The sequence below is a fragment of the Aliiroseovarius subalbicans genome (assembly GCF_022678625.1).
GTDB lineage: Bacteria > Pseudomonadota > Alphaproteobacteria > Rhodobacterales > Rhodobacteraceae > Aliiroseovarius_A > Aliiroseovarius_A subalbicans.
This window is the reverse complement of sequence record NZ_JALBYQ010000001.1, coordinates 1,043,837-1,066,264: the sequence shown is the minus strand read 5'-3', so window position 1 is coordinate 1,066,264 and position 22,428 is coordinate 1,043,837. Positions and strand designations below refer to the sequence as shown.

Annotated in this window: 22 protein-coding genes; 14 read left to right on the top strand and 8 right to left on the bottom strand. The window is 62.4% G+C overall.

What is annotated here, in order from left to right; translation table 11 throughout:
• Positions 1–35: 35 nt before the first annotated feature.
• A complete protein-coding gene (locus tag MN188_RS05325) occupies positions 36–569 on the bottom strand; it encodes a hypothetical protein (protein ID WP_242106546.1) in 534 nt (177 codons plus the stop codon).
• The gene (gene purL / locus MN188_RS05320; protein WP_242106545.1) at positions 569–2,728 is read right to left on the bottom strand and encodes a phosphoribosylformylglycinamidine synthase subunit PurL; all 2,160 of its coding nucleotides are present in this window, start codon (positions 2,726–2,728) and stop codon (positions 569–571) included. The genes MN188_RS05325 and purL overlap by 1 nt, the downstream gene beginning before the upstream one ends.
• A 231-nt stretch (positions 2,729–2,959) precedes the next feature.
• Between purL and MN188_RS05315 the strand changes: the two genes are divergently transcribed.
• On the top strand, positions 2,960–3,316 hold the full coding sequence (locus tag MN188_RS05315) for a YciI family protein (protein ID WP_242106544.1): 357 nt from the start codon (positions 2,960–2,962) through the stop codon (positions 3,314–3,316).
• Positions 3,317–3,319: 3 nt separating this feature from the next.
• Complete coding sequence (locus MN188_RS05310; protein WP_242106543.1) at positions 3,320–4,591, top strand: RNA polymerase sigma factor; 1,272 nt, start codon at positions 3,320–3,322, stop codon at positions 4,589–4,591.
• Between the two features lie 103 nt (positions 4,592–4,694).
• Here MN188_RS05310 and MN188_RS05305 read toward each other — a convergent pair whose 3' ends face one another.
• Positions 4,695–5,600 carry a LysR family transcriptional regulator gene (locus tag MN188_RS05305; protein WP_242107436.1) on the bottom strand — a complete coding sequence of 302 codons (906 nt, stop codon included), beginning with the start codon at positions 5,598–5,600 and terminating at the stop codon, positions 4,695–4,697.
• Positions 5,601–5,757: 157 nt separating this feature from the next.
• Between MN188_RS05305 and MN188_RS05300 the strand changes: the two genes are divergently transcribed.
• The 9 genes from MN188_RS05300 (at position 5,758) to MN188_RS05260 (ending at position 13,520) form a co-directional block, all read left to right on the top strand.
• Complete coding sequence (locus tag MN188_RS05300) at positions 5,758–9,156, top strand: indolepyruvate ferredoxin oxidoreductase family protein (protein WP_242106542.1); 3,399 nt, start codon at positions 5,758–5,760, stop codon at positions 9,154–9,156.
• A gap of 73 nt (positions 9,157–9,229) precedes the next feature.
• Positions 9,230–10,042, top strand: a complete 813-nt coding sequence (gene murI / locus MN188_RS05295) for a glutamate racemase (RefSeq protein ID WP_242106541.1) — start codon at positions 9,230–9,232, stop codon at positions 10,040–10,042.
• Positions 10,043–10,098: 56 nt separating this feature from the next.
• Positions 10,099–11,127 carry an N-acetyl-gamma-glutamyl-phosphate reductase gene (gene argC, locus MN188_RS05290; protein WP_242106540.1) on the top strand — a complete coding sequence of 343 codons (1,029 nt, stop codon included), beginning with the start codon at positions 10,099–10,101 and terminating at the stop codon, positions 11,125–11,127.
• A 22-nt stretch (positions 11,128–11,149) separates the two neighbouring features.
• Positions 11,150–11,593: a cytochrome c maturation protein CcmE gene (gene ccmE, locus MN188_RS05285; RefSeq protein ID WP_242107427.1), complete on the top strand. Its 444-nt coding sequence runs from the start codon at positions 11,150–11,152 to the stop codon at positions 11,591–11,593.
• A 66-nt stretch (positions 11,594–11,659) separates the two neighbouring features.
• Complete coding sequence (locus tag MN188_RS05280) at positions 11,660–12,271, top strand: holin-associated N-acetylmuramidase (RefSeq protein WP_242106539.1); 612 nt, start codon at positions 11,660–11,662, stop codon at positions 12,269–12,271.
• Complete coding sequence (locus tag MN188_RS05275; protein ID WP_242106538.1) at positions 12,262–12,789, top strand: holin family protein; 528 nt, start codon at positions 12,262–12,264, stop codon at positions 12,787–12,789. Before MN188_RS05280 ends, MN188_RS05275 begins: the two co-directional genes overlap by 10 nt.
• Positions 12,779–12,967: a hypothetical protein gene (locus tag MN188_RS05270; protein WP_242106537.1), complete on the top strand. Its 189-nt coding sequence runs from the start codon at positions 12,779–12,781 to the stop codon at positions 12,965–12,967. The genes MN188_RS05275 and MN188_RS05270 overlap by 11 nt, the downstream gene beginning before the upstream one ends.
• Positions 12,964–13,101 carry a hypothetical protein gene (locus MN188_RS05265; protein ID WP_242106536.1) on the top strand — a complete coding sequence of 46 codons (138 nt, stop codon included), beginning with the start codon at positions 12,964–12,966 and terminating at the stop codon, positions 13,099–13,101. Before MN188_RS05270 ends, MN188_RS05265 begins: the two co-directional genes overlap by 4 nt.
• Positions 13,098–13,520 (top strand): hypothetical protein, encoded by a 423-nt coding sequence (locus MN188_RS05260; RefSeq protein ID WP_242106535.1) that lies wholly within the window; start codon positions 13,098–13,100, stop codon positions 13,518–13,520. The genes MN188_RS05265 and MN188_RS05260 overlap by 4 nt, the downstream gene beginning before the upstream one ends.
• 10 nt (positions 13,521–13,530) lie before the next feature.
• On the opposite strand, the gene MN188_RS05255 is transcribed toward MN188_RS05260, so the two are convergent.
• On the bottom strand, positions 13,531–14,001 hold the full coding sequence (locus MN188_RS05255) for an outer membrane protein (RefSeq protein ID WP_242106534.1): 471 nt from the start codon (positions 13,999–14,001) through the stop codon (positions 13,531–13,533).
• Between the two features lie 176 nt (positions 14,002–14,177).
• Between MN188_RS05255 and MN188_RS05250 the strand changes: the two genes are divergently transcribed.
• The 3 genes from MN188_RS05250 (at position 14,178) to MN188_RS05240 (ending at position 17,462) form a co-directional block, all read left to right on the top strand.
• Positions 14,178–16,151, top strand: coding sequence for a heme lyase CcmF/NrfE family subunit (locus tag MN188_RS05250; RefSeq protein WP_242106533.1), 1,974 nt, complete (start codon positions 14,178–14,180; stop codon positions 16,149–16,151).
• Positions 16,148–16,597, top strand: coding sequence for a cytochrome c-type biogenesis protein (locus MN188_RS05245; RefSeq protein WP_242106532.1), 450 nt, complete (start codon positions 16,148–16,150; stop codon positions 16,595–16,597). Before MN188_RS05250 ends, MN188_RS05245 begins: the two co-directional genes overlap by 4 nt.
• An 88-nt stretch (positions 16,598–16,685) precedes the next feature.
• Entirely contained in the window at positions 16,686–17,462 is a 777-nt protein-coding gene (locus MN188_RS05240) for an enoyl-CoA hydratase-related protein (protein WP_242106531.1), read from the top strand.
• Here the strand turns inward: MN188_RS05240 and MN188_RS05235 are convergent.
• The 4 genes from MN188_RS05235 to gltX form a co-directional block, all read right to left on the bottom strand.
• The gene (locus MN188_RS05235; RefSeq protein WP_242106530.1) at positions 17,459–18,367 is read right to left on the bottom strand and encodes a DUF4013 domain-containing protein; all 909 of its coding nucleotides are present in this window, start codon (positions 18,365–18,367) and stop codon (positions 17,459–17,461) included. The two genes, MN188_RS05240 and MN188_RS05235, sit on opposite strands and share 4 nt — an antisense overlap.
• The gene (locus MN188_RS05230; protein WP_242106529.1) at positions 18,364–19,509 is read right to left on the bottom strand and encodes an alkaline phosphatase family protein; all 1,146 of its coding nucleotides are present in this window, start codon (positions 19,507–19,509) and stop codon (positions 18,364–18,366) included. The genes MN188_RS05235 and MN188_RS05230 overlap by 4 nt, the downstream gene beginning before the upstream one ends.
• Positions 19,510–19,641: 132 nt before the next feature.
• A complete protein-coding gene (gltA, locus tag MN188_RS05225; protein ID WP_242106528.1) occupies positions 19,642–20,937 on the bottom strand; it encodes a citrate synthase in 1,296 nt (431 codons plus the stop codon).
• A 48-nt stretch (positions 20,938–20,985) separates the two neighbouring features.
• Positions 20,986–22,392 (bottom strand): glutamate--tRNA ligase, encoded by a 1,407-nt coding sequence (gene gltX, locus MN188_RS05220; RefSeq protein WP_242106527.1) that lies wholly within the window; start codon positions 22,390–22,392, stop codon positions 20,986–20,988.
• Positions 22,393–22,428: the final 36 nt, after the last annotated feature.

Below are 22,428 nucleotides of genomic sequence, written 5' to 3'. Positions count from 1 at the left end.
TCAATCTAGGTCCGGGGTTTGTTGCCCGCAAGGGGCTAGCGGCTGACCGCGCTGCGAAAGCCTGCCAGCGTTTCGCGCACGTTGGCAAAGATACCGTCGGTTTCGGCCTGGGCCAGGGTGTTTGCGGTCCAGCCGGATGTCGGCGTAAGGGCGGCGATAGTGGCCTGTCGCGCGGCTTCTTGCGTGGGGGACAGGGGCAGGGCTTGTGCCATGAACATCTGTTGCAGGGCTTCGTGAATGCGCCGCAGGGTGCGAAAGGCCTCGGCCATTTCGGGCAAAAGTTCGGGCGTTGTGCGCCAGGTGTCGCGGCCATAGAGGTTTTGCGTCACGTATTGCCCGGCCCCCAGGCAATCGAAGCTTTCGCAGGCCGGAAATCCGAGGTCGACCAGGTTTTCATGGATTTTGCACAGGTTGCCATCCGACAGGTGGCGGCACGGCGTCAGCGCGGGTTTGTTCAGGGCGAAATCCTCGCCTTTGTCAAACGCAGGCGCGACACAGCACAGCGCCGCACAGGCGCCGCAATCGGGCTTGAGATCCTCAAGCCCAGCGGGGGCGGGCAGGCGCGCCATCAGCGGTGGGCGGCGTCAAAACCGGTGCGGAAGGCATGTGCCAACTCGCTCAGCGGCGCCTCGGAGCTGCCCATGCGCACCATATCACCGGTGAAGCGACCCACGGTGGTGATGGGCACGCCGGCCTGACCAGCGGCGACCATCAGCGCCTCGGCTTCGTCAAAGTTGCAGGCGACCAGATAACGCGCCTGATCTTCGCCAAACAGCGTCGGCGTGTCGTCTGCGTCCAGCGTGACGCCGACGTCTGAGGCTTCGGCCATCTCGAAGGCCGCCAGCGCCAGACCGCCATCGGACAGGTCCGAACAGGCCTTGATCAGCGTGCGGTTGTCTCGCACGAAATCGCCGTGCTTCTTCTCGGCGTCCAGATCCACGTGCGGCGCGTCGCCTTCTTCGCGGTTGAACACTTCGGCCAGCAGGGCGGATTGGCCCAGGTGGCCTTCGGTCTCGCCAATCACCATCGCGACGTGGCCGTCGCGGGCGATGCCGCCGATCAGATCGTCGAGGCTGTCCAGAAGCCCCACCGCGCCGATTGTCGGGGTGGGCAGGATGCCGGTGCCGTCGGTTTCGTTGTACAGCGAAACGTTGCCCGACACGATCGGCACGTCCAGCGCCGCGACCGCTTCGCCGATGCCTTTGATGGCGCCGACGAACTGGCCCATGATCTCGGGCTTTTCGGGGTTGCCGAAATTCAGGTTGTCGGTGGTGGCCAGCGGTTTCGCCCCGACCGAGGTCAGGTTGCGGTAGGCTTCGGCCACCGCCTGTTTGCCGCCTTCAACCGGGTTGGCTTTGACATAGCGCGGCGTCACGTCCGAGGTGAAGGCCAGCGCCTTGTCGGTGCCATGCACCCGCACGACGCCGGCGCCCAGACCGGGCGCGCGCACGGTGTCGGCCATGACCATGTGGTCGTATTGTTCATAGACCCACTGCTTGGCGGCATAGTTGGGTGAGGTGACCAGCGCCCGCAGCCCGTCGATCGGGTCGATCTGCGGCACGTCGGCCAGCGGCTCGGCGGCGGGCGTTTCCACCCAGGGGCGGTCATATTCCGGGGCCGAGCCCGACAGGGTGGCCAGCGGCAGGTCGGCTTTCACCTCGTTGCCATGCAGGATCAGGAACCGGTCCTCGGCGATGGTTTCGCCGACGATGGCGAAATCCAGGTCCCATTTCTCGAACACCGCGCGGGCCTCGGCCTCAAGTTCGGGGTTCAGCACCATGAGCATGCGCTCCTGGCTTTCCGACAGCATCATCTCATAGGCCGTCATGTGCTCTTCGCGCTGCGGCACGGCATCAAGATTGAGCTTCACGCCCAGCCCGCCCTTGTCGCCCATTTCGACGGCCGAACAGGTCAGGCCCGCGGCCCCCATGTCCTGGATCGAGATCACCGCGCCGGTCTTCATCAGCTCCAGCGTCGCTTCCATCAGGCGCTTTTCGGTGAACGGGTCACCGACCTGCACCGTGGGGCGTTTTTCTTCGATCGTGTCGTCGAACTCAGCTGACGCCATCGTGGCCCCGCCAACCCCGTCGCGGCCTGTCTTGGCACCGAGATAGACGACCGGCATGCCGATGCCCGAGGCGGCGGAGTAGAAGATCTTGTCGGTATCCGCGAGGCCTGCCGCGAAGGCGTTGACCAGGCAGTTGCCGTTGTAGGCCGGGTGGAAGCGCACTTCGCCTCCCACGTTCGGCACGCCGAAACAATTGCCATAGCCGCCGATGCCTTCCACCACACCGTTGACCAGCGTGCGCGTCTTGGGGTGGTCGATTTCACCAAACGATAGTGAGTTCATCGCCGCAATCGGCCGCGCGCCCATTGTAAATACGTCACGCAAGATGCCACCAACGCCGGTCGCCGCACCCTGATAGGGCTCGATATAAGACGGGTGGTTGTGGCTTTCCATCTTGAACACCACGCATTGCCCGTCGCCAATGTCGACGATGCCCGCGTTTTCGCCGGGGCCACAGATGACCTGGGGGCCTTCGGTGGGCAGGGTGCGCAGCCATTTCTTCGAAGACTTATAGGAACAATGCTCGTTCCACATTGCCGAGAAGATGCCGAGTTCTGTGAACGTCGGCTCGCGTCCGATGATCTCAAGGATCAGCGCGTATTCATCCGGGCTCAGACCGTGTGCAGCAATCAGGTCCTCAGTGATCTTCGGCTCGTCCATGATCTTGCATCCCCCTCTGGCAACCATTGCGGGCCTTTTAGGGGAACGGGGCCTTGGGGGAAAGGTGACAAGCCGCGCGCAGTGGATATTTTTTAGCGATTTTGCCGGGGGGATGTCGATTTTCGTGTTCGCCAATCGTCCTTGGGGCACTGAGACCCAATCAAACCCATCGGCGCGGCCCTTGTCTGAGCTTGAAGACGCGCCTTAGACTGATCTGAAAAGGAGACTGACATGAAATACATGGCTTTGATCTACGATGCGCCGGTATCCCGGCCTGACCCCACCCCCGGCACCCCGGAATTTGCGGCGATGATGGAGCCGTGGGAGAAGCTGACCCAAATCTATATCGACGCCGGGATCATGGGCGGCGGTGAAGCGCTGATGCCGGTCGAGACCGCAACCTCGGTGCGCGTGCGTGGCGGCAAGACTGAGACCATGGACGGCCCCTTTGCCGAAACCAAGGAGCAGTTGGGGGGCTTCTATATCCTTGATTGCAAGGACTTGGACGAGGCACTGCACTATGCGGCGATGATCCCGGTGGCCGAGACAGGGACGATCGAAGTGCGCCCGGTCATGGATTTGGGCTGAGACATGGGCGCCCCCGACAACAATCTGGTCGCAGCAACCCTGCGGATGGATCGGGGGCGTCTGATGGCCGCGCTGATTGCGCGGTTGGGGGACTTTCAACTGGCCGAGGATTGTTTGCAGGACGCGGTCGAAGCCGCCCTGATCCACTGGGGCCGTTCCGGTGTGCCGGACAATCCGCAGGCCTGGCTGTTGCGGGTTGCACAACGCAAGGCGATCGACAGATTTCGCCGGGACGCCCGGTCCCGGGCTTATGCCGCCGAACTTGCCGCGCTGGAACGCGAGGATGACGCGATGGCGGTGCCGCACGACATTCCTGACCACCGGTTGCGGCTTATCTTCACTTGCTGCCACCCGGCGCTGGAGCGCAAAACACGTGTGGCTCTGACCCTGCGCACATTGGGTGGTTTGACGACCGACGAAATCGCGCGGGCCTTCTTGGACAAACCTGCCACCATGGCGCAACGTCTGAGCCGCGCCCGGAAGAAAATCCAAACGGCCGCGATCCCGTTCACCATCCCGGATGATGCCAATCTGCCTGAGCGCGTCTCGTCCGTCCTGACCGTAATCTACTTGATTTTCAACGAGGGCTATGCCGCAACCGAAGGTGACGCGCAGCTTAGGGTGGACCTGTGTGAAGAGGCGCTGTTTCTGGCCCGGCTGATGTGGCAATTGTGCCCCGATGACGCCGAAGTGGCGGGTCTGCTGGCGCTGATCCTGCTGACTCATGCGCGCCGGGCGGCGCGGATGGACGATACGGGCGGGTATGTTCCGCTGAAGGCACAGGACCGTGGCATATGGGATCGGGCTGCGATCGAGGAAGGGCGGGGTCTGGTGGAATGGGCTTTGGCGCAGGGGCGCGTCGGGCGGTTTCAATTGCAGGCGGCGATTGCGGCGTTGCACGGCGAGGCAGCCAGCGCTGCGGCAACCGATTGGCGCCAGATCGTCGCATTGTATCGCCTGTTGGCACGGATGAGCCCGGAACCTGTGGTGCGCCTGAACCTTGCGCTGGCCCGCGCCGAGGTTGACGGGGCAGGGCAAGCTCTGGCCGATGTTGACCATTTGGAGGATGCGCTGTCAGCCTATCAGCCGTTTCACGCGGCGCGTGCCGAGCTGTTGGCGCGGTTGGATCATTTGGGTGAGGCCGAGTTGGCCTATGCACGGGCCATATCCCTGACGCAGGTCCGGTCGGAACAAGCCTTTCTGCGGGGGCAGCTGGCGTTGGTGCAAAAAAAAAGGCCGAGCTCAAGGCTCGGCCGAAGTCCAACAGGGAGGTAAAAACTGATCAATTGATCAGCTTTGATCCTGAAATATGGGCAGTGCGGCATTGGATCAAGCAAAAATGCTGCAATGCGGCTATGCGCATCGTGCATAGCGGCATTCAAGCAACAGCTTCGGCGCGGTCGCGTTTGCGTTGTTCGAAGATTTCTTCGGTCACGAAGTCACGGAAGGCGCCGATGCGTTTCGAGGCGCGCAATTCTTCCGGGTAGGCCAGGAACACCGGAATGACGCGGCTTTCCACCTCAGGCAGGACGCGCACGAGGTCGGGGAAGTCCTGGGTCACATAATCGGGCAGCACACCGACGCCCAGACCGGACAGAACCGCCTGCAGCACGCCGAAGTAGTTGTTCACGGTCAATAGCGACTGCACATTGTGGGTCAGCAGCTCCTGCACAAAGCTTGATCCCGCACTGACCTGGGCTGAACTGGTATTCTGGCAGATCAACCGGTGATCGGACAGATCCTCCATGTTCCCTGGTACGCCCGCACTTTCCAGATAGCCGGGGGCAGCATAGAGGCGCATGTGCACTTCCATCAGGCGCTTGCGGATCAGGTCGGCCTGACTGGGTTCCTTCATGCGGATGGCCACGTCGGCCTCGCGCATCGGCAGGTCCAGCACGCGTTCTTCCAACATCAGGTCGATCTTCAGATCCGGGTATTTCTCATAGAGCTTGGGCAGGCGCGGGGCCAGCCACAGCGACCCGAACCCGGTCGTGGTGGTCACGCGCAATTCGCCGAACACCTCTTCCTTGCTGTCGCGAATACGGGCGACGGCGGCATCCAGCCGCTGGGTCATCGCGCTGGTGGCGTCAAACAAAAGCTCACCCTGTTCGGTCAGAATCAGTCCGCGCGCATGGCGGTGGAACAGGGTGGCATTCAGGCTTTCCTCAAGGGCGCGGATCTGCCGCGACACCGCCGATTGCGACAAGTGCAGCGCATCGCCTGCATGGGTCAGGGACCCCGCATCGGCCACAGCATGAAATATTCTGAGCTTGTCCCAATCCATAGCGAAACAACTGAACCCTTTTTGCGCGTAATCTGTCACGATCTGTTATCGTCAGTCTTACCCGAATTGCCAACGGACTGACACAAAGAAATGATTTGTTAGGTCAGGCATTTTGACCTAACATCCCTACATGCCCATATGCGAGTGGAGGAGCGTCATGAGCAAAGCCGAGATCACCCTGAACGATCGGTTCGACCTTGAGAAAGGTCAGGTTCTGCTGAACGGCACCCAGGCGCTGGTGCGACTGATGCTGATGCAGAAGGCGCGCGACACCGCGGCGGGGCTGAACACCGCGGGCTATGTCACCGGTTATCGCGGCTCGCCTTTGGGCGCGGTGGACCTGTGGATGTCGCGCGCGCAAAAGACGCTTGCGGCCTCGGATGTGCTGTTTCAGCCAGGCCTGAACGAAGACCTGGCCGCCACCGCGATGTGGGGCACGCAGCAGGCGGAACTGCGCGGCGAAGGCACCCATGATGGTGTGTTCGGCCTGTGGTATGGCAAGGGGCCGGGCGTGGACCGGACCGGCGACGTGATGCGCCACGCCAACATGGCGGGGTCATCCGCCTATGGTGGCGTGCTGATGGCGATGGGCGATGATCACACCGGCGAAAGTTCCACCACTTTGCACCAATCCGACTGGGCGATGGTCGATGCCTACATGCCGATCGTCAGCCCGGCGGGGGTGCAGGAGATCATGGACTATGGCCTTTATGGCTGGGCGCTGTCGCGCTTTGCCGGGGTCTGGGTCGGGCTGAAGGTGATGAAAGATACGGTCGAAGCCACCTCGGTTGTCGATGGCAGTCCCGACCGGATGCAGTTTGTCACACCTGCGTTCGACATGCCCGAGGGCGGGCTGAACATCCGCCTGGTTGATGACCGGATCCCGCAAGAAGCGCGGATGATCGACTACAAGAGGGTCGCGGCGGAAGCCTTTGCAAACGTGAACAAAATCGACAAGAGGGTTTGGGGAAAACCCGGTGCCAAGATCGGCTTTGCCGCTGCCGGCAAGAACTGGTTGGATCTTGTGCACGCGCTGTCGCTTCTGGGCATTGATGAGGGCGAGGCCGAGCGGCTGGGCATCACCACCTACAAGATCGGCCAGACCTGGCCCCTGGACATGAAGGGCGTTCAGGACTGGGCCGAGGGGCTGGACTTGATCGTTGTGGTTGAGGAAAAGCGCAAGCTGATTGAGGTGCAGATCAAGGAAGCCATTTTCGACGACCGCCGCGGGCGCCGCGTCTATGGCTGGCGCAACGACCGGGGCGAGGAATTGTTCCCAACCCGCTTTGCGCTGGACCCGATCATGATCGCGGACAAGATCGGCAATATCCTGATCGAGGAAGGGCGCGGGACCGAGGCGGTGAAGGCCGGTTTGACCGAGCTGGCCGAGGCCCGCAAGGCCGACAATGCCGAGGAAATCGCGGCGCGTTTGCCGTATTTCTGTTCTGGATGTCCACACAACACGTCCACGAAATTGCCCGAAGGCTCAAGGGCTTATGCCGGGATCGGTTGTCATTATATGGTGCAGTGGATGGACCGCGACACGCTGGGGTCAACCCAGATGGGGGGCGAGGGCGCGAACTGGATCGGCGAGGCGCCGTTCTCCACAACCAAGCACGTGTTCCAGAACCTGGGCGATGGCACCTACAACCACTCGGGCCTGATGGCGATCCGCGCGGCGATCGCGGCGGGCACCACGATCACCTATAAGATCCTGTACAATGACGCGGTCGCGATGACCGGTGGGCAGACCAACGAAGGCGGGCTGGACGCAATGCGTATCGCGCGCGAAGTGCAGGCGGCCGGGGTCGACCACATCGCGCTGGTCTATGACGACAAGGAAGACGTGGACCTGTCCGCCTTTCCCAAGGGTATCGAGGCCCACCCGCGAGAAGAGCTTCTGGCCGTAGAGGAAAAACTTCGCGATATCAGAGGCGTATCGGTCATACTTTATGTGCAGACCTGTGCGGCCGAAAAACGACGCCGGCGCAAACGCGGCACCTTTCCGGATCCGGACAAGCGGGTGTTCATCAACACCGACATCTGCGAAGGCTGCGGCGATTGCGGCGTGCAGTCGAACTGCGTGTCGATCGTGCCTGTTGAAACCGAACTGGGCCGCAAACGCGCCATTGACCAGTCGTCCTGCAACAAGGATTTCAGCTGTGTGAACGGCTTCTGTCCGTCTTTCGTCACGGTCGCGGGGGCCGAGCTGAAGAAAGCCGCCACCGCCGAGATCGACCTGCCGGACCTACCGGACCCCGTGCTGCCGCAGATCGACGGCACCCATAACGTGGTCATCACTGGGGTCGGCGGCACCGGGGTGGTCACCATCGGCGCCATCATGGCCCAAGCCGCACATATCGACGGCAAGGGCGCGGGCATGATGGAGATGGCCGGGCTGGCGCAGAAGGGCGGCGCGGTGCTGGTGCATCTGCGCCTGGCGAACCGGCCTGCGGACATCTCGGCGATCCGAGTCGCGACGGGCGAATGTGACGCGCTGATCGGCGGCGAACTGGTCGTGTCGGCTGGGGCCAAGACGCTGGGCCTGACCCGCACCGGGCGCACTGGCGCGGTGGTGGACAGCCATGAAACGGTGACGGGTGATTTCACCCGCGACACGGAGTTCCGCATTCCAGGCGATCGCCTGACCCTTGCGCTTGAGGCGCGGTTGCGCGAACGGGTGAGCCTGCTCGACGCCACCGAATTGTCGCGCGTTCTTCTGGGCGACAGTATTTATTCCAACATGATGGTGTTGGGCGCGGCCTGGCAAAACGGGCTGGTGCCGCTGACCCATGGGGCGCTGATGCAGGCGATTTCGCTGAACGGTCAGGCCCCGATGCGCAACGCGCGGGCGTTTGAGCTGGGGCGCTGGGCGGTGCTGCATCCTGAGGACGCCGCGAAATACGTCGCGGCCGAGGTCGTGGAAAAGCCCAAGTCTTTGGACGAAAAGATCGATTTCCGCGCGGCGCATCTGACCGCCTATCAATCGCGCCGACTGGCGAAACGCTATCGCAAGCTGGTGCAGCGGGCCAAGGACCCGGCGCTGAAGGAAGCCATCGCCAAGGGTTACCATAAGGTGTTGGCCTATAAGGATGAATACGAGGTCGCGCGGCTGCTGCGCGACACCCGCGCCAAGGCTGAAGCCGAGTTTGACGGCGATCTGGAACTGACCTTTCACATGGCGCCGCCGATCTTTGCCAAGGACGGTGCGAACGGGCGGCCGATGAAACGCGCATACGGTGAAAAGTTCATGCGTCTGATGCCCTGGCTTGCGCGAATGAAACGCCTGCGTGGCACGGCACTTGACCCGTTCGGACGCAGCGCTGAACGGCGCATGGAGCGCGGGTTGATCACCCAGTATGAACGCGACATGGATGAGATTCTGCGTGGCGACGGGCCTGCGGAAATCGCCCTTGAGCTGGCCGTGCTTCCGTTGCAGATCAAGGGCTTCGGTCCGGTGAAGGCTGCGAATGCGACCGAGACCGGGAAACGGCGCGAGGCCTTGCTTACGGCATACAGGGCCGGGGGCGAACAGACGCCCCAGGCGGCCGAGTAGCGCGGCGCCCTGTCCACTGGCCTTGCTCGGGCAAAGCGGGTAGGAAGGGCGAAACGGGATCAAGAGGTGCGACATGGCAGTTGGGATTTTCGATTCTGGTCTGGGTGGCCTGACCGTTCTGGACGCCGTGTCCAAGCGCCTGCCTGATGTGGATTTCGTCTATTTCGGTGACAACGAACACGCGCCGTATGGCGTGCGGAACGCGGACGACGTTTATGACCTGACGACCCGTGCAGTGGAACGGCTGTGGGCGGAAGGCTGCGATCTTGTCATCCTGGCGTGCAACACCGCCTCGGCGGCGGCGCTGCGCCGGATGCAGGAAAGCTGGATCCCCCACGACAAACGAGTGCTGGGCGTTTTCGTGCCGTTGATCGAGGCGCTGACCGAACGGCAATGGGGCGACAACACGCCGCCGCGCGAAGTGGCGGTGAAACATGTGGCGCTGTTCGCCACCCCCGCCACCGTCGCCAGTCGCGCCTTTCAACGCGAACTGGCCTTCCGTGCCATTGGCGTCGACGTCGAGGCACAAGCCTGTGGCGGCGTTGTCGATGCGATCGAAGACGGCGATCTGATCCTGGCCGAGGCGCTGGTGCGCAGCCATGTCGACGCGCTGAAGCGCAAGATGCCGGAGCCGCAGGCGGCCATTCTGGGGTGCACCCATTACCCGCTGATGGAGCAGGTGTTCCAGGATGCGCTGGGCGAAGAGGTCACAGTCTACAGCCAGGCCAATCTGGTGGCCGAAAGCCTGGCCGATTACCTTGCGCGGCACCCGCATATGAAGGGCCCCGGCGAGCTTTCGAAGTTCCTGACCACCGGTGACCCGGCCCGCGTGTCAGATCGCGCAACGCAATTCCTGCGACGAAAGATCACTTTCGACGCCGCGTGATTGCGGTTTTCGCCACGACCCATTACATCACTGAGAGTTCATGAAAGAGGTCTGCCATGACCCACAAAATCGCCATTCTGGGCGCGTCCGGCTATACCGGGGCCGAGCTTGTCCGCATCATCGCCACCCATCCGACGATGGAAATCGTCGCGCTGTCTGCCGAACGCAAGGCCGGGCAGGCGATGGCGGATGTGTTCCCGCATCTGGCGCATCTGGATCTGCCCAAGCTGGTCAAGATCGATCAGATCGATTTTTCGGACGTCGACCTGTGCTTTGCAGCACTTCCCCACGGGTTGAGCCAGGCGCTTGTGCGCGACCTGCCCGAGACCGTGAAGGTCGTCGATCTGGGTGCTGATTTCCGGCTGCGCGACCCGGCGGAATATGAAAAGTGGTACGGCGCGCCGCATGTGGCGGTCGAATTGCAGAAATCCGCCGTCTATGGCCTGACCGAGTTCTACCGTGACGACATCCGCGACGCGCGGCTGGTTGCGGGCACCGGCTGCAATGCCGCCACGGTGCAATACGCGCTGCGACCGCTGATCACGGCGGGGCTGATCGATCTGGATGACATCATCTGCGATCTGAAAAACGGCGTGTCCGGGGCAGGTCGGTCGCTCAAAGAAAACATGTTGTTCGCGGAACGCTCCACCGATGTCTTGGGCTATGCGCTGGGCGGGACCCACCGCCACCAGGGCGAATTCGAACAGGAATTCAGTGCCTTGGCCGGTCGTGACGTGCGGATAATGTTCACGCCGCATCTGGTGCCGGTGAACCGGGGCATTTTGGCCAGCTGTTATCTGAAGGGCGACGCGCATGCGATCCATCAGGCGCTGGCCGCGCGTTACGCGAGCGAACCCTTTGTCGAGGTGCTGCCTTTTGGACAGGCCCCTGGCATGGGGCAGGTGACCGGGTCGAACCTGTGTCGCATCGGTGTTGTCGGGGACCGGGTTCCGGGCCGCGCGCTGGTCGTGTCGACGCTCGACAATCTGGCCAAAGGCTCCAGCGGGCAGGCGGTTCAGAACGCGAACCTGATGCTGGGCGAAGATGAAACCACGGGGCTGATGCTGGCCCCGGTGTTCCCGTAAGGAGGGCGCTGCAATGGCAGGCATGAAGGGTCTGAAGAAACAACGACGCGTGCAGGTGATCCTGTTGGCGGTCGTCGCAATGGTTCTGTCGGTCGGCTTGATCGGCTATGCCTTTCGCGACGGTATCAATTATTTCCGTTCGCCTTCCCAGGTGATGGCGGAACCGCCCGCGGCGAACGAAACCTTCCGCATCGGCGGGTTGGTCGAGGAAGGCACTCTGGTGCGCGGTGTCGGCGAAACCGTGACTTTCAGCGTGACCGATGGTGGCGCCTCGGTTCCCGTCAGCTTTACCGGTGTACTGCCGGATCTGTTTGAGGAAAACCAAGGCATGATCGGCACTGGGAAATACGTCGATGGCGTGTTCAACGCCTCGGAAATCCTGGCCAAGCACGACGAAAGCTATATGCCGAAAGAGGTCGTGGATGCGTTGAAGGAACAGGGCGTCTATCAGGAACCGGGCTCTTGATTTCCAAATAATTAACGCCCTTTAACGAGTCTTTTCCCGTGTTTGACCACGCGGGGAAGGGCTCGAATGAAATCCGTACAAGACATCGCAGATGAGATCATCGACCGCGAAGGCGGTTATGTGAACGACCCCGACGATCCGGGCGGGGCGACCAATTTTGGCGTCACGATCCACACGATGCGCCGGTTGGGGCTGGACCTGACCGGCGACGGGCGGGTTACACTGCGTGACGTGCAGCGGCTCAGCCGCGACCAGGCGCGCGACATTTTCATCGAGCATTACTTCATCCGTCCGCGCATCGCAGACTTGCCCGGCCCGCTGCAACCGTCGGTGTTCGACATGTATGTGAACGCGGGCGGCAACGCGGTGCGCATATTGCAACGGCTTTTGGGCAAGATGGGGCAGCCGGTCACGGTGGATGGGGCGCTGGGGCCGCAGACGATTCAGGCGGCGCAGGCGGCGTTCCGGGTTGGACCCGATCACCTGGCCGATGCCTATGGGATCGAGCGGCGCAACTACTATTACCATCTGGCCGACCGGCGTCCCGCCAGCCGGAAATACGCCCGCCGCCGCGACGGTGGCAAGGGGGGGTGGATCCGTCGAGCCGAGGCGTTCATATCGCCGCAATACCACCTAAGCGACGCAGAGCACCGCGCACGGGTGGCGGAATGGGGGTGATCGATGGGCTGGTCAGCCTGCTGTTTGGCAGTGGGCGCAATGTGATCCGCGACACCGCAGAAGTGTTTCGCGAAAACGCCGAAAACGCGGGGGAGCGCGAGGCGAGCTATCGCGCCGCCGCCCTGGCGCAATTCGCGGCCGAATTCGGCCAGCCGCGCATGGGGTCGTTCGATCGCTTTATGAACGCGCTCAACCGCGTGCCGCGCCCGATGCTGGCGCTGGGCACGCTGGGCCTGTTTACCTCGGCGATGATCGACCCGATCTGGTTCGCGGCCCGCATGCAGGGCATCGCACTGGTGCCCGACCCGCTGTGGTGGCTTCTGGGCGCGATCGTCAGCTTCTACTTCGGCGCGCGTCACCAGACCAAGGGGCAGGAGTTCCAGCGCGGGCTGGCCGAAACCCTGGCCCGCGCGGGGCAGGTGACGTCGAACCTGCGCGCGCTTGAGGTGTTGCAGGCGGGGGCCGAGCCCGACGATAACCCGGCGTTGGCGGCCTGGAGGAAATCGGATGGCGAGTGATCTTGTCCTGCGTCTTGTCGCCGAGCACGGACCTTGGGTTTTGTTGGTGTTCTACCTGCTCTACCGCGACCTGCAAAAGGATCAGGCGACGCGGGCGGTTCTGGACAAGAATTCGACCGTTCTGGTCGAAATCACCACGATCATCCGTGAACGCCTGCCCCGTGGTGGCCTGCAATGAAACGCATTTTTACCAGGTTTGCCAAATGGTTCCGGCACAAGGCGCGCGGGCAGAAACTGCAACGCGCGATGGAACGCAACAAAGAAGCGGTCGCCGACCTGGACGCCGCCGTACGCGAGGTTTTGCACAAATGAAACAGGCATTCATCCTGACCGTGATGATGGTCGTGGCGTTGCAGGCGGGGTATCAGCTGGCGGGCTACAGCGTGGTCTATCAGATCGGCTATGGCGCGATCACGCTGATGTCGCTGATGATTTCGCTCACCTTTCTGTGGCTTTATCTGCAGCGTGCCACCCCGCTGGCGCTGGGCATGGCCTATAGCTGGTCGGGCGCGGGCATGGTAATGGGCTGGTGGTGGATCTATGCGGTGTTGGGGCATCCCGACTGGCTGAGCGACAGCCCACTTTTGTTCAACTTCCTTGCGCTCTATATCGTCGGCGCGGTGCTGCATTTCAGCGTGATTCATCGGTCCCTTGGCCTGCACGGCAGCGCCTTTCTGCTGCCGATCGTCGGCGCAGTTCTGATCTCGACACTCGTCCTTTTGATCCGGTAACTGACCGGTGTCAGAAGCTCCAGATGCCGCCGACCTTGACGAAGTAGGGGCCGGTAAACACATTTGATCCGGTCGTGTTGTGCCATTCGACGTCGGCACGCAGTGACACGGGACCATTCAGCTTGTATTCGCCGCCAAACCCAACCTCATAGAGGCTTGTGTTGCCGTTATAGGTGCCGTAACCGCCGGTCACGTGGACCAAGGCCCGTTCGGCCAGAGCAAAACCCAGACGGGCCTTTGCGAATACCTCGGTGTCCCCGCTGCTGGTATACATCGCGTCAAGCTCACCGCCATAGACGAAGTTCCCAGTGTGGAAAACGTAACCCAACTGCACCCCGACAGCGGCTTCGCTCGCGTCGTAAGCGCCGCCCAGATAGGCGCCGCCATAAGCGCCGGACCAATCAGCGGCCTGAGCAGAGGTTGCACTGGCAGCCAGTAGTGCGGCGACCGCGACGGATTTCCCGATCTCTTTCATCGACATGGTTGAGCTCCTTTTCCGGTTGGCTATGACTTAGCACAGGCAGCGCCAAAACGCTAGGTTCGGACCAGTCATGCCTGCGCCGGTGATGCAGAAAAACCGCGACATCGGCGCGCGCCCCATTGGCGCGGCTGCAGGTGTGCCGTATGGTTTGCAAACCTGAAAAATGAGGCGCGAACATGGTAACCGAACTTGGACACTTTGCCCTGATACTTGCATTGTTGGTGGCGATCTTTCAAACGATCGTGCCGCTGGTGGGCGCACAGAAGGGTTGGGTCAACTGGATGGCGGTGGCGGTGCCTGCAGCCACGTTGCAATTCCTGCTGGTCGCGGCGGCCTTCGGTGCGCTGACTTATGCCTTTGTGACCTCGGATTTCTCACTGCGACTGGTGACGTTGAACTCCCACAGTCTGAAACCGATGCTGTACAAAGTGTCCGGCGTCTGGGGCAACCACGAAGGGTCGATCCTTTTGTGGGTTTTGATCGTGACGCTGTTTGGCGCGATGGCGGCCTGGTTTGGTGGCGGTCTTCCGCCCCGGCTGAAGGCCCGCGTGCTGGCGGTGCAAAGCGCGATTGGTGTGGCGTTCCTGGCTTTCATCCTGTTCACCTCGAACCCGTTCCTGCGCCTGGCGCGGCCGCCGTTTGACGGGCAGGACCTGAACCCCCTGCTGCAAGACCCCGGTCTCGCGTTTCACCCACCGTTCCTCTACCTCGGCTACGTAGGCCTTTCGATGGCGTTCAGCTTCGCGGTTGCCGCGTTGATCGAGGGGCGCGTAGACGCCGCCTGGGGCCGTTGGGTGCGACCCTGGACCCTGGCCGCTTGGGTTTTCCTGACCATCGGCATCGGCCTGGGCTCGTGGTGGGCCTATTACGAGCTTGGCTGGGGCGGTTTCTGGTTCTGGGACCCTGTCGAGAACGCCTCGTTCATGCCGTGGCTGTTCGCCGCCGCCCTGCTGCATTCGGCAATCGTGGTCGAGAAGCGGGAATCGTTGAAAAGCTGGACCATCCTGCTGGCAATCATGGCCTTCGGGTTTTCCCTGATCGGCACGTTTATTGTGCGTTCGGGCGTCATCACGTCGGTCCACGCCTTCGCTTCGGACCCCGAGCGCGGGGTGTTCATCCTTCTGATCCTCGCGGTGTTCACTGGCGGTGCGCTGACCCTTTTTGCCGCCCGCGCCAATTCGTTGGAGGCCAAGGGCGTCTTTGGCATGGTCAGCCGCGAAAGCGCGCTGGTCCTGAACAACATCCTGCTGGCGGTGTCTTCGATCGTGGTCTTCGTCGGCACGATCTGGCCGCTGGTGGCCGAGGCCTTCTTTGACCGAAAGCTCTCGGTCGGGGCGCCGTTCTTCGAGGCGGCCTTCACCCCCTTCATGGTGGTGTTGGCGCTGGTCATGCCGCTGGGGGCAATGCTGCCCTGGAAACGGGCGAAATTGGCGCGGCCGATGAAACAGCTGGCCCCGGCCCTTGCCCTGGCCATAGCCGTGGGTGCGCTGGTCTGGGCGATGCAGACCGGTAAAAGCGCGCTGGGCCCGATCGGCATGTTCCTGGGCACCTGGATGGTGGCGGGCGCGCTGGTCGATCTGTTCAACCGCACCGGGCGCGGCGCAATTGGTGCCCGTCTGGCACGCCTGACCCGTCTGCCGCGCGCAGATTGGGGCAAGCTGCTGGCGCATGGCGGGCTGGGCATCACCTTCATGGGCATTTCCGGCCTGATGGCCTGGAGCGTCGAGGACATCCGCGTGGCCCAGGTGGGCGACACCTATGAAGTTGCCGGCTACCAGATCACGCTGGAGGATGTGCGGCAGGATCGTGGGCCGAACTATGTGACCACGATGGCCGACATGTTGGTCATGCGCGACGGGAAACAGGTCACGCGCCTGCACCCTGAAAAGCGGGTCTATCCTGTGCAAGCGATGCCGACCACCGAAGCGGCGATTGCCAACGGCTTCTGGCGCGACATCTACCTGGTGATCGGTGATCCGCAGGCCGACGGCGGATGGGCGGTGCGCACTTTCATCAAACCCTTTGCCAACTGGATCTGGGCCGGTTGCCTGATCATGGCTCTGGGTGGGTTGGTCAGCCTGTCGGATCGTCGCTACCGCGTTGCCGCGGGTGCGGCCAAATCCACGGCGCAAGGAGTGCCCGCAGAATGAAACGCCTGTTCCTGATCTTCGCCCTGATCGCCACGCCGGTCTTTGCCGTCCAGCCCGACGAGGTGCTGGACGACCCCGCACTGGAGGCGCGCGCGCGTGATTTGTCGCAGGAACTGCGCTGCGTCGTGTGCCGGGGTGAAAACATCGATGAAAGCAACGCCGACATTGCCCGCGACCTGCGCCTTTTGGTGCGTGAACGTCTTGTCGAAGGCGACAGCAACGAAGAGGTGCTGGATTTCGTGGTCGAGCGCTATGGCGAATACGTGCTGATGACACCGACCACCGGCGGGGCCAACAAGATCCTGTGGGCCACCGGCCCGGCGCTGTTGCTGTTCGCGTTGATCATGGGCGGGCTGTACCTGCGCAGACGGTCACAGGCCGGCGAAGGGGCGGGCGGGCTTTCCGACGACGAACAGGCGCGGCTCGATGAGCTTCTGAACAAGTAAGCCGGTGCAGACCGGCAAATGACGGGGCGTTCCCCTTTTCCCGTCCATGCGGTCGGGTTAGACGGGATGCAAACGCGGGAGGACCCAGATGGAATACGAAACGATTCGCCTTGAGATCACCGACGGACTTGCGGTGCTGACCTTCAATCGGCCCGACAAGATGAACGCGCTGAACACGCAGATGCGCGCCGAAATCGCCCATGCGGTGAAAGCGTCGGGGCAGGCGGCACGCGCGCTGGTCATCACCGGTGACGGGCGGGCCTTCTGTTCAGGCCAGGACCTGGGCGACCGGGCCAATGCCGCCGAAGTGGATCTGGAGCGTACCCTGCGTGACGAATACCAGCCGATCCTGCGCGCAATGTATGAAAGCCCGATCCCGATCATCTCGGCCGTGAACGGGGCCGCTGCTGGCGCCGGGGCGAATATCGCGCTGGCGGCCGACGTGGTGATCGCCAAGGAAAGCGCCTATTTCATGCAAGCCTTCGCCAAAATCGGCCTGATCCCGGATGCGGGCGGCACCTATTGGATGCCGCGCACGATGGGCTTTGCCAAGGCGATGGGCGCGGCGCTGTTTGCCGAGAAAATCACGGCTCGTCAGGCCGACGATTGGGGTCTGATCTGGGAATGCGTGGCGGACGACGACTTTGACGCCGCCTGGCGCAAGCGGGCCACCTATCTGGCCAACGGTCCTACGCTCGCTTTCCGCAAGATCCGCGAAGCGATCCGCGCCTCGCTGGACAGCTCGCTTGAGGACCAACTGGCGCTTGAGGCGCGTAGCCAAGGCGAATGCGGCAAGTCGCGCGACTTCTCGGAAGGGGTCATGTCGTTCCTGGAAAAACGCGCCCCGAATTTCGAAGGCCGCTAGGGCGACCAGGGCAGGAATACGAACGGGTGGGTCATCCAGGCCCACCAATCATGGTTCAGGAACTGGCCCAGATAGATCACGAAAGCAAAGGCGACCCAGAGCGCAAGCGTGATGACATTGCGCAAAAGACGGGTCACTTGAAACGGACGTTTCGCGTCACTGGCGCCAATCACGGCGCCGTGCCACAGCGCTGCGTCTGACCCCGCCGCGGCCCGTCCGGCCGCGCGCGCGTAGATGCCCGCCGACCAGCGTTTCAGGATGATCAGCGCGATCAGGGAATAGGCTGCGGTGGCGATGTCGATCCCAAATCGCACCAGCGCGATCTGATCGGGGCCCATGTCGGCAAGGCCGGGATGAATGCCCTCGGCAAAGACCGGCACCCCTCGGCTGGCGAAGATTGGCAAAGCGGCGATGCCACTGGCCAGAACCCAGATCACATAACCGTAACCGGTATGGCGCACCACGCTGCGCACCCGACGCAATTCGAACAGGGACCAAGCGCGCGCCTCGGTGGCCTGATGGGCCAGCGCCATCGGCAGATGCAGCATCACAAGGGCGAAAACCGCGACCCCGGTCAGGCCAACAATCGGACCGACGAAGGCTTGCTCATAGCCCTTGTTGAACGAGTTTTCCCAGCCGGCCCACCAGGAGGTGAGCCAGAGAATGGTGAACGGGAAGGTTGCAACAAACAGCGCGGCGGCAGCGGCGATCCCTTCACGGACATTTGCCCTGAGCCCGCCCAGAACGCCGTCTCCGCGCAGCCAGCTGGGGTGATCAAACGCCTGCCCGGCCACCGCAAGCGCGCGCGCGCGCATCAGACGCATGAGCCAGCCCAGAACGATCACGGAGGTCACGGCGGTAAGGTTCAGAAGCGTGCCCAGCACCAGCGTGACAAGCGCCCTCATGCGCCCAGCTCTGACAGAATATCGCCTTCGGTGCGGGGGGACTGAACCCCCATCAACGCGGCCAGGGTCGGCGCAACAGCAGTCTGATCTACCTGCTTGTCCAAAACGCGCCCCTTGGTGATCCCAGGTCCGAAGAACAGCCCGAAAATCTCATGTGCCGCGCGGGTGTTGAAATGGTGCTGGAAGGGCAGGGACACCAAGTCGTTCGCATCCCGGCCACAGTCAGGAACAATCGCGAAGATCGTGTTGCCAGCATAGAAGTCGTCCGCGTCCGCCAGCCGCACGATGCGTTGCAGGCCTTCGTCGATCACCTGGATCGCGCGGGTGTAGTGGCTGGCATTGCCCCAGTGCACATAGTCGGGGTCCTGGTAATTTACCATGATCAGGCGCGGGCGCAGCTGCTCCATCGCGCGGATCGTGAGTTCGGTCAGCAAGCGGTCGCCGCGCGGGTTGCGCAACCCGTCGTCGCCATAGTGGAGCCGCCAACGCCGCCAAAACGCGGTGACGTCGGGGGATTGCTTTGGTGCAATGTCGCGCGGGTCGGCGGCCAGAAGGTTTTGATATTGCTTCTCGATGTCCACATGGGCCGGATCGTCGGTCCCAAGTTCCTCCAACTGGCGGGCGACCTTGTAAAGTTTGAACCGGTGCAAGGACAACATCTCGGACCGGAAATCGATGCCATAATGGTTGTGGACGCCGTAGGTGAAAAACTCCTCCTGCGGCCGATCCTCGCCATTGATCAAAAGGGCCTGATGCGACGGGATGTCATAGGCGTCGCGTAGGTATTCGAACAGGGTGGGCTCGACCGGCTCCAACCGATCGGTCAGGAACCTGGACCCGGCATCGCGATAGGCCTTGTAGCGGCCGGTCAGAATGTTCAGCGTGCCCTCGGCATGGCTGGTGTTGCCACCTTCCAGCTGGTCGATGACCATGTCGGGGATCAACACGCCGCGCGGGGCAAGGTCATGCAGCATGTAGGGCGAATAGGAATGCGCGGGGTCGATGGTTTCGCGCCGCCGAACGCCGCCGCCGTATCGGATCACGATGACATTCGGGCCGCGATAGGGGGCGGCTGTCGCGCGGGTTCCGGTGCTGGCAAGGGCGGCGCCCAGGCCCAGGTTGAACTCACGTCGTGAAATCATCTCTGTCCTCCCGATACCTTCGACTATGGGGAAACCAGGGGGGGCGCGCAAATTCCTGCGCGGAGTTCTGCCGAAACGAAAAAGGCCGCTCAAACGAGCGGCCCTTCGTGTCTTTGTTGACGCTTGCGTGGATCAGCGGTTTTCGACGTCCACGTAATCGCGCATCTCGGCACCCATATAGAGCTGGCGCGGGCGACCGATCTTGTGGGCCGGGTCGGACAGCTGTTCTTTCCACTGCGAAATCCAGCCGACGGTGCGGCTGAGCGCGAAGATCGGGGTGAACATCGAGGTCGGGAACCCCATCGCTTCAAGAATGATTCCCGAGTAGAAATCCACGTTCGGGAACAGCTTTTTCTCGGCGAAATAGGGATCGGACAGCGCGGTTTGCTCCAGTTCCTTGGCAACCTGCAGCAGCGGGTTGTTTTCAACGCCCAACAGCTCCAGCACCTCGTCCGCCGATTGTTTCAAAACCGTCGCGCGCGGGTCGGTGTTCTTGTAAACCCGGTGACCGAAGCCCATCAGGCGGAACGGATCATCCTTGTCCTTGGCGCGGGCGATGAATTCCGGGATGCGATCGGGCGTGCCGATTTCTTTCAGCATTTCCAGACACGCCTGGTTGGCGCCGCCGTGGGCGGGGCCCCAGAGACAGGCGATGCCAGCGGCGATACAGGCAAACGGGTTGGCACCCGAGGATGAGGCCAGGCGCACGGTCGAGGTCGATGCGTTCTGTTCGTGGTCGGCGTGCAGGGTGAAAATCCGGTCCATGGCGCGGGCCAGGATCGGGTCCACTTCGTAGTTCTCGGCCGGCACGGCAAAGCACATGTGCAGGAAGTTCGCCGCAAAATCGAGCGAGTTCTTCGGGTAAATGAAGGGCTGGCCGATCGAGTACTTATAGGCCATCGCGGCGATCGTCGGCATCTTGGCGATCAGACGGTGCGAGGCGATTTCACGTTGGCGCGGATCGGAAATATCGGTCGAGTCATGATAGAAGGCGGACATCGCACCGACCACACCCACCATCGTGGCCATCGGGTGCGCATCCCGGCGGAACCCCCGGAAGAACATGTGCATCTGTTCGTGGATCATCGTGTGATTGGTGATCGTGCCTTCGAACTCTTCCAGCTCGGTCGCCGAGGGCAGTTCACCGTAAAGCAGCAGATAGCAGACTTCGAGATAGTGCGATTTCTCGGCCAGCTGGTCGATCGGGTAGCCGCGGTGCAAAAGCTCACCCTTGCCACCGTCGATGAAGGTGATCGTCGAATCGCAGGACGCGGTCGAGGTGAAGCCCGGGTCATAGGTGAACACACCGCCCTGGGCATAGAGCGCGCGGATGTCGATCACGTCCGGTCCGACGGACGGGGAATACATGGGCAGGTCCAGCTCCTTGTCGCCGATTGTCAGCTTTGCGGTTCCGGTCTGTTTCGCCATGTTTTGTTCCTTCGTATGTGACCCCGTCCCGGATGGGCGGGGAATGTCTTATGCGCTTGCTTCGTCCAGTCGCGCGATGGTTTCATCACGGCCCAGAACCAGCATCATGTCAAAAACGCTGGGCGAGACGGCCCGCCCTGCAAGGGCTGCGCGCAACGGCGCGGCCAGCTTGCCGAACTTGGTGTCATGCGCCGCGGCGAGGGCGTTCAGAACCCCCTCAAGCGTGTCGCGGTCCCAGCTAGCATTTTGCAAATGCGGCGTCAATTCTTTCAGTATACCACGGGATACATCATCCAGGGCATTTGATGCTTTCTCGTCCGGCTCAATCGGTCTGTCATGCAGGGCAAACCGTGCTTTTTCAATGAGTTGCGGCAATGTCTTTGCGCCCCCTTTCAGGCAGGGAAGCGCTGCCAGCAGCACGTCTTTTTTCTGCACCTGCAAAGGCGCGGCGCCGGTTGCGGCCAAAAATCCCTCGACCTCAGCCAGAAGCGCGGGAGAATCCATCATGCCGATATGCTGACCCGAGATGTTGTCGAGCTTCTTGAAGTCGAACCGCGCCGGGCTTTTGCCGATGCCAGGCAGGTCGAACCACTCCAGCGCCTGGGCGTCGGTGAACACCTCATCGTCACCATGGCTCCAGCCCAAACGCGCAAGATAGTTGCGCATCGCGGCCGCGGGGTATCCCATCGCCTGATACTCCTCGACCCCCAGCGCGCCGTGGCGTTTCGACAATTTCTTACCATCAGGCCCGTGGATCAGCGGGATATGCGCCCAGACCGGTTCATCCCAGCCCATCGCGGAGTAGACCATGATCTGGCGCGCGGCATTGTTCAGGTGGTCATCCCCCCGGATCACATGGGTCACCCCCATGTCGTGATCATCGACAACAACCGCAAGCATATAGGTCGGCGACCCGTCCGAACGTAAACAAATCATGTCGTCCAGCTGGTCGTTGCGGATCGTGACATCGCCCTGAACCTGATCGCGGATCACGGTATTGCCCTCTCGCGGGGCTTTCAGGCGGATCACGAAAGGCGCGTCGGGGTGGCTGGCCGGGTCGGCGTCGCGCCAGGGGCTTCGATACAGGGTCGAGCGGCCCGCGGCGCGGGCCTCCTCGCGAAACGCCTGGATCTCGTCCTGCGTGGCGAAACACTTATAGGCATGGCCCGCCGCCAGCATCTCATGCGCAACCTCGGCATGGCGCCCGGCGCGTTCGAATTGTGAAATCACCTCGCCGTCATGGTCCAACCCAAGCCAGTCCATGCCTTTCAGGATCGCCGCCGTCGCCTCTGGGGTCGATCGCGCGCGGTCGGTATCCTCGATACGCAGCAGGAACTTACCGCCGCGCGCACGGGCGAAAAGCCAGTTGAACAGCGCCGTGCGCGCGCCGCCGATATGCAGATATCCGGTGGGCGAGGGGGCGAAACGGGTAACGATCTGATCGGGCGTTGTCATGGGCGTGTTAACCTTTTGGAAACCATGTGGCGGCTA

What these genes read in the sequence shown, in the direction of transcription:
- MN188_RS05325 (WP_242106546.1), bottom strand. Translation starts at nt 569, where the DNA reads ATGGCGCGCCTGCCCGCCCCCGCTGGGCTTGAGGATCTCAAGCCCGAT.
- purL (WP_242106545.1), bottom strand. Translation starts at nt 2,728, where the DNA reads ATGGACGAGCCGAAGATCACTGAGGACCTGATTGCTGCACACGGTCTG.
- MN188_RS05315 (WP_242106544.1), top strand. Translation starts at nt 2,960, where the DNA reads ATGAAATACATGGCTTTGATCTACGATGCGCCGGTATCCCGGCCTGAC.
- MN188_RS05310 (WP_242106543.1), top strand. Translation starts at nt 3,320, where the DNA reads ATGGGCGCCCCCGACAACAATCTGGTCGCAGCAACCCTGCGGATGGAT.
- MN188_RS05305 (WP_242107436.1), bottom strand. Translation starts at nt 5,600, where the DNA reads ATGGATTGGGACAAGCTCAGAATATTTCATGCTGTGGCCGATGCGGGG.
- MN188_RS05300 (WP_242106542.1), top strand. Translation starts at nt 5,758, where the DNA reads ATGAGCAAAGCCGAGATCACCCTGAACGATCGGTTCGACCTTGAGAAA.
- murI (WP_242106541.1), top strand. Translation starts at nt 9,230, where the DNA reads ATGGCAGTTGGGATTTTCGATTCTGGTCTGGGTGGCCTGACCGTTCTG.
- argC (WP_242106540.1), top strand. Translation starts at nt 10,099, where the DNA reads ATGACCCACAAAATCGCCATTCTGGGCGCGTCCGGCTATACCGGGGCC.
- ccmE (WP_242107427.1), top strand. Translation starts at nt 11,150, where the DNA reads ATGAAGGGTCTGAAGAAACAACGACGCGTGCAGGTGATCCTGTTGGCG.
- MN188_RS05280 (WP_242106539.1), top strand. Translation starts at nt 11,660, where the DNA reads ATGAAATCCGTACAAGACATCGCAGATGAGATCATCGACCGCGAAGGC.
- MN188_RS05275 (WP_242106538.1), top strand. Translation starts at nt 12,262, where the DNA reads ATGGGGGTGATCGATGGGCTGGTCAGCCTGCTGTTTGGCAGTGGGCGC.
- MN188_RS05270 (WP_242106537.1), top strand. Translation starts at nt 12,779, where the DNA reads ATGGCGAGTGATCTTGTCCTGCGTCTTGTCGCCGAGCACGGACCTTGG.
- MN188_RS05265 (WP_242106536.1), top strand. Translation starts at nt 12,964, where the DNA reads ATGAAACGCATTTTTACCAGGTTTGCCAAATGGTTCCGGCACAAGGCG.
- MN188_RS05260 (WP_242106535.1), top strand. Translation starts at nt 13,098, where the DNA reads ATGAAACAGGCATTCATCCTGACCGTGATGATGGTCGTGGCGTTGCAG.
- MN188_RS05255 (WP_242106534.1), bottom strand. Translation starts at nt 14,001, where the DNA reads ATGTCGATGAAAGAGATCGGGAAATCCGTCGCGGTCGCCGCACTACTG.
- MN188_RS05250 (WP_242106533.1), top strand. Translation starts at nt 14,178, where the DNA reads ATGGTAACCGAACTTGGACACTTTGCCCTGATACTTGCATTGTTGGTG.
- MN188_RS05245 (WP_242106532.1), top strand. Translation starts at nt 16,148, where the DNA reads ATGAAACGCCTGTTCCTGATCTTCGCCCTGATCGCCACGCCGGTCTTT.
- MN188_RS05240 (WP_242106531.1), top strand. Translation starts at nt 16,686, where the DNA reads ATGGAATACGAAACGATTCGCCTTGAGATCACCGACGGACTTGCGGTG.
- MN188_RS05235 (WP_242106530.1), bottom strand. Translation starts at nt 18,367, where the DNA reads ATGAGGGCGCTTGTCACGCTGGTGCTGGGCACGCTTCTGAACCTTACC.
- MN188_RS05230 (WP_242106529.1), bottom strand. Translation starts at nt 19,509, where the DNA reads ATGATTTCACGACGTGAGTTCAACCTGGGCCTGGGCGCCGCCCTTGCC.
- gltA (WP_242106528.1), bottom strand. Translation starts at nt 20,937, where the DNA reads ATGGCGAAACAGACCGGAACCGCAAAGCTGACAATCGGCGACAAGGAG.
- gltX (WP_242106527.1), bottom strand. Translation starts at nt 22,392, where the DNA reads ATGACAACGCCCGATCAGATCGTTACCCGTTTCGCCCCCTCGCCCACC.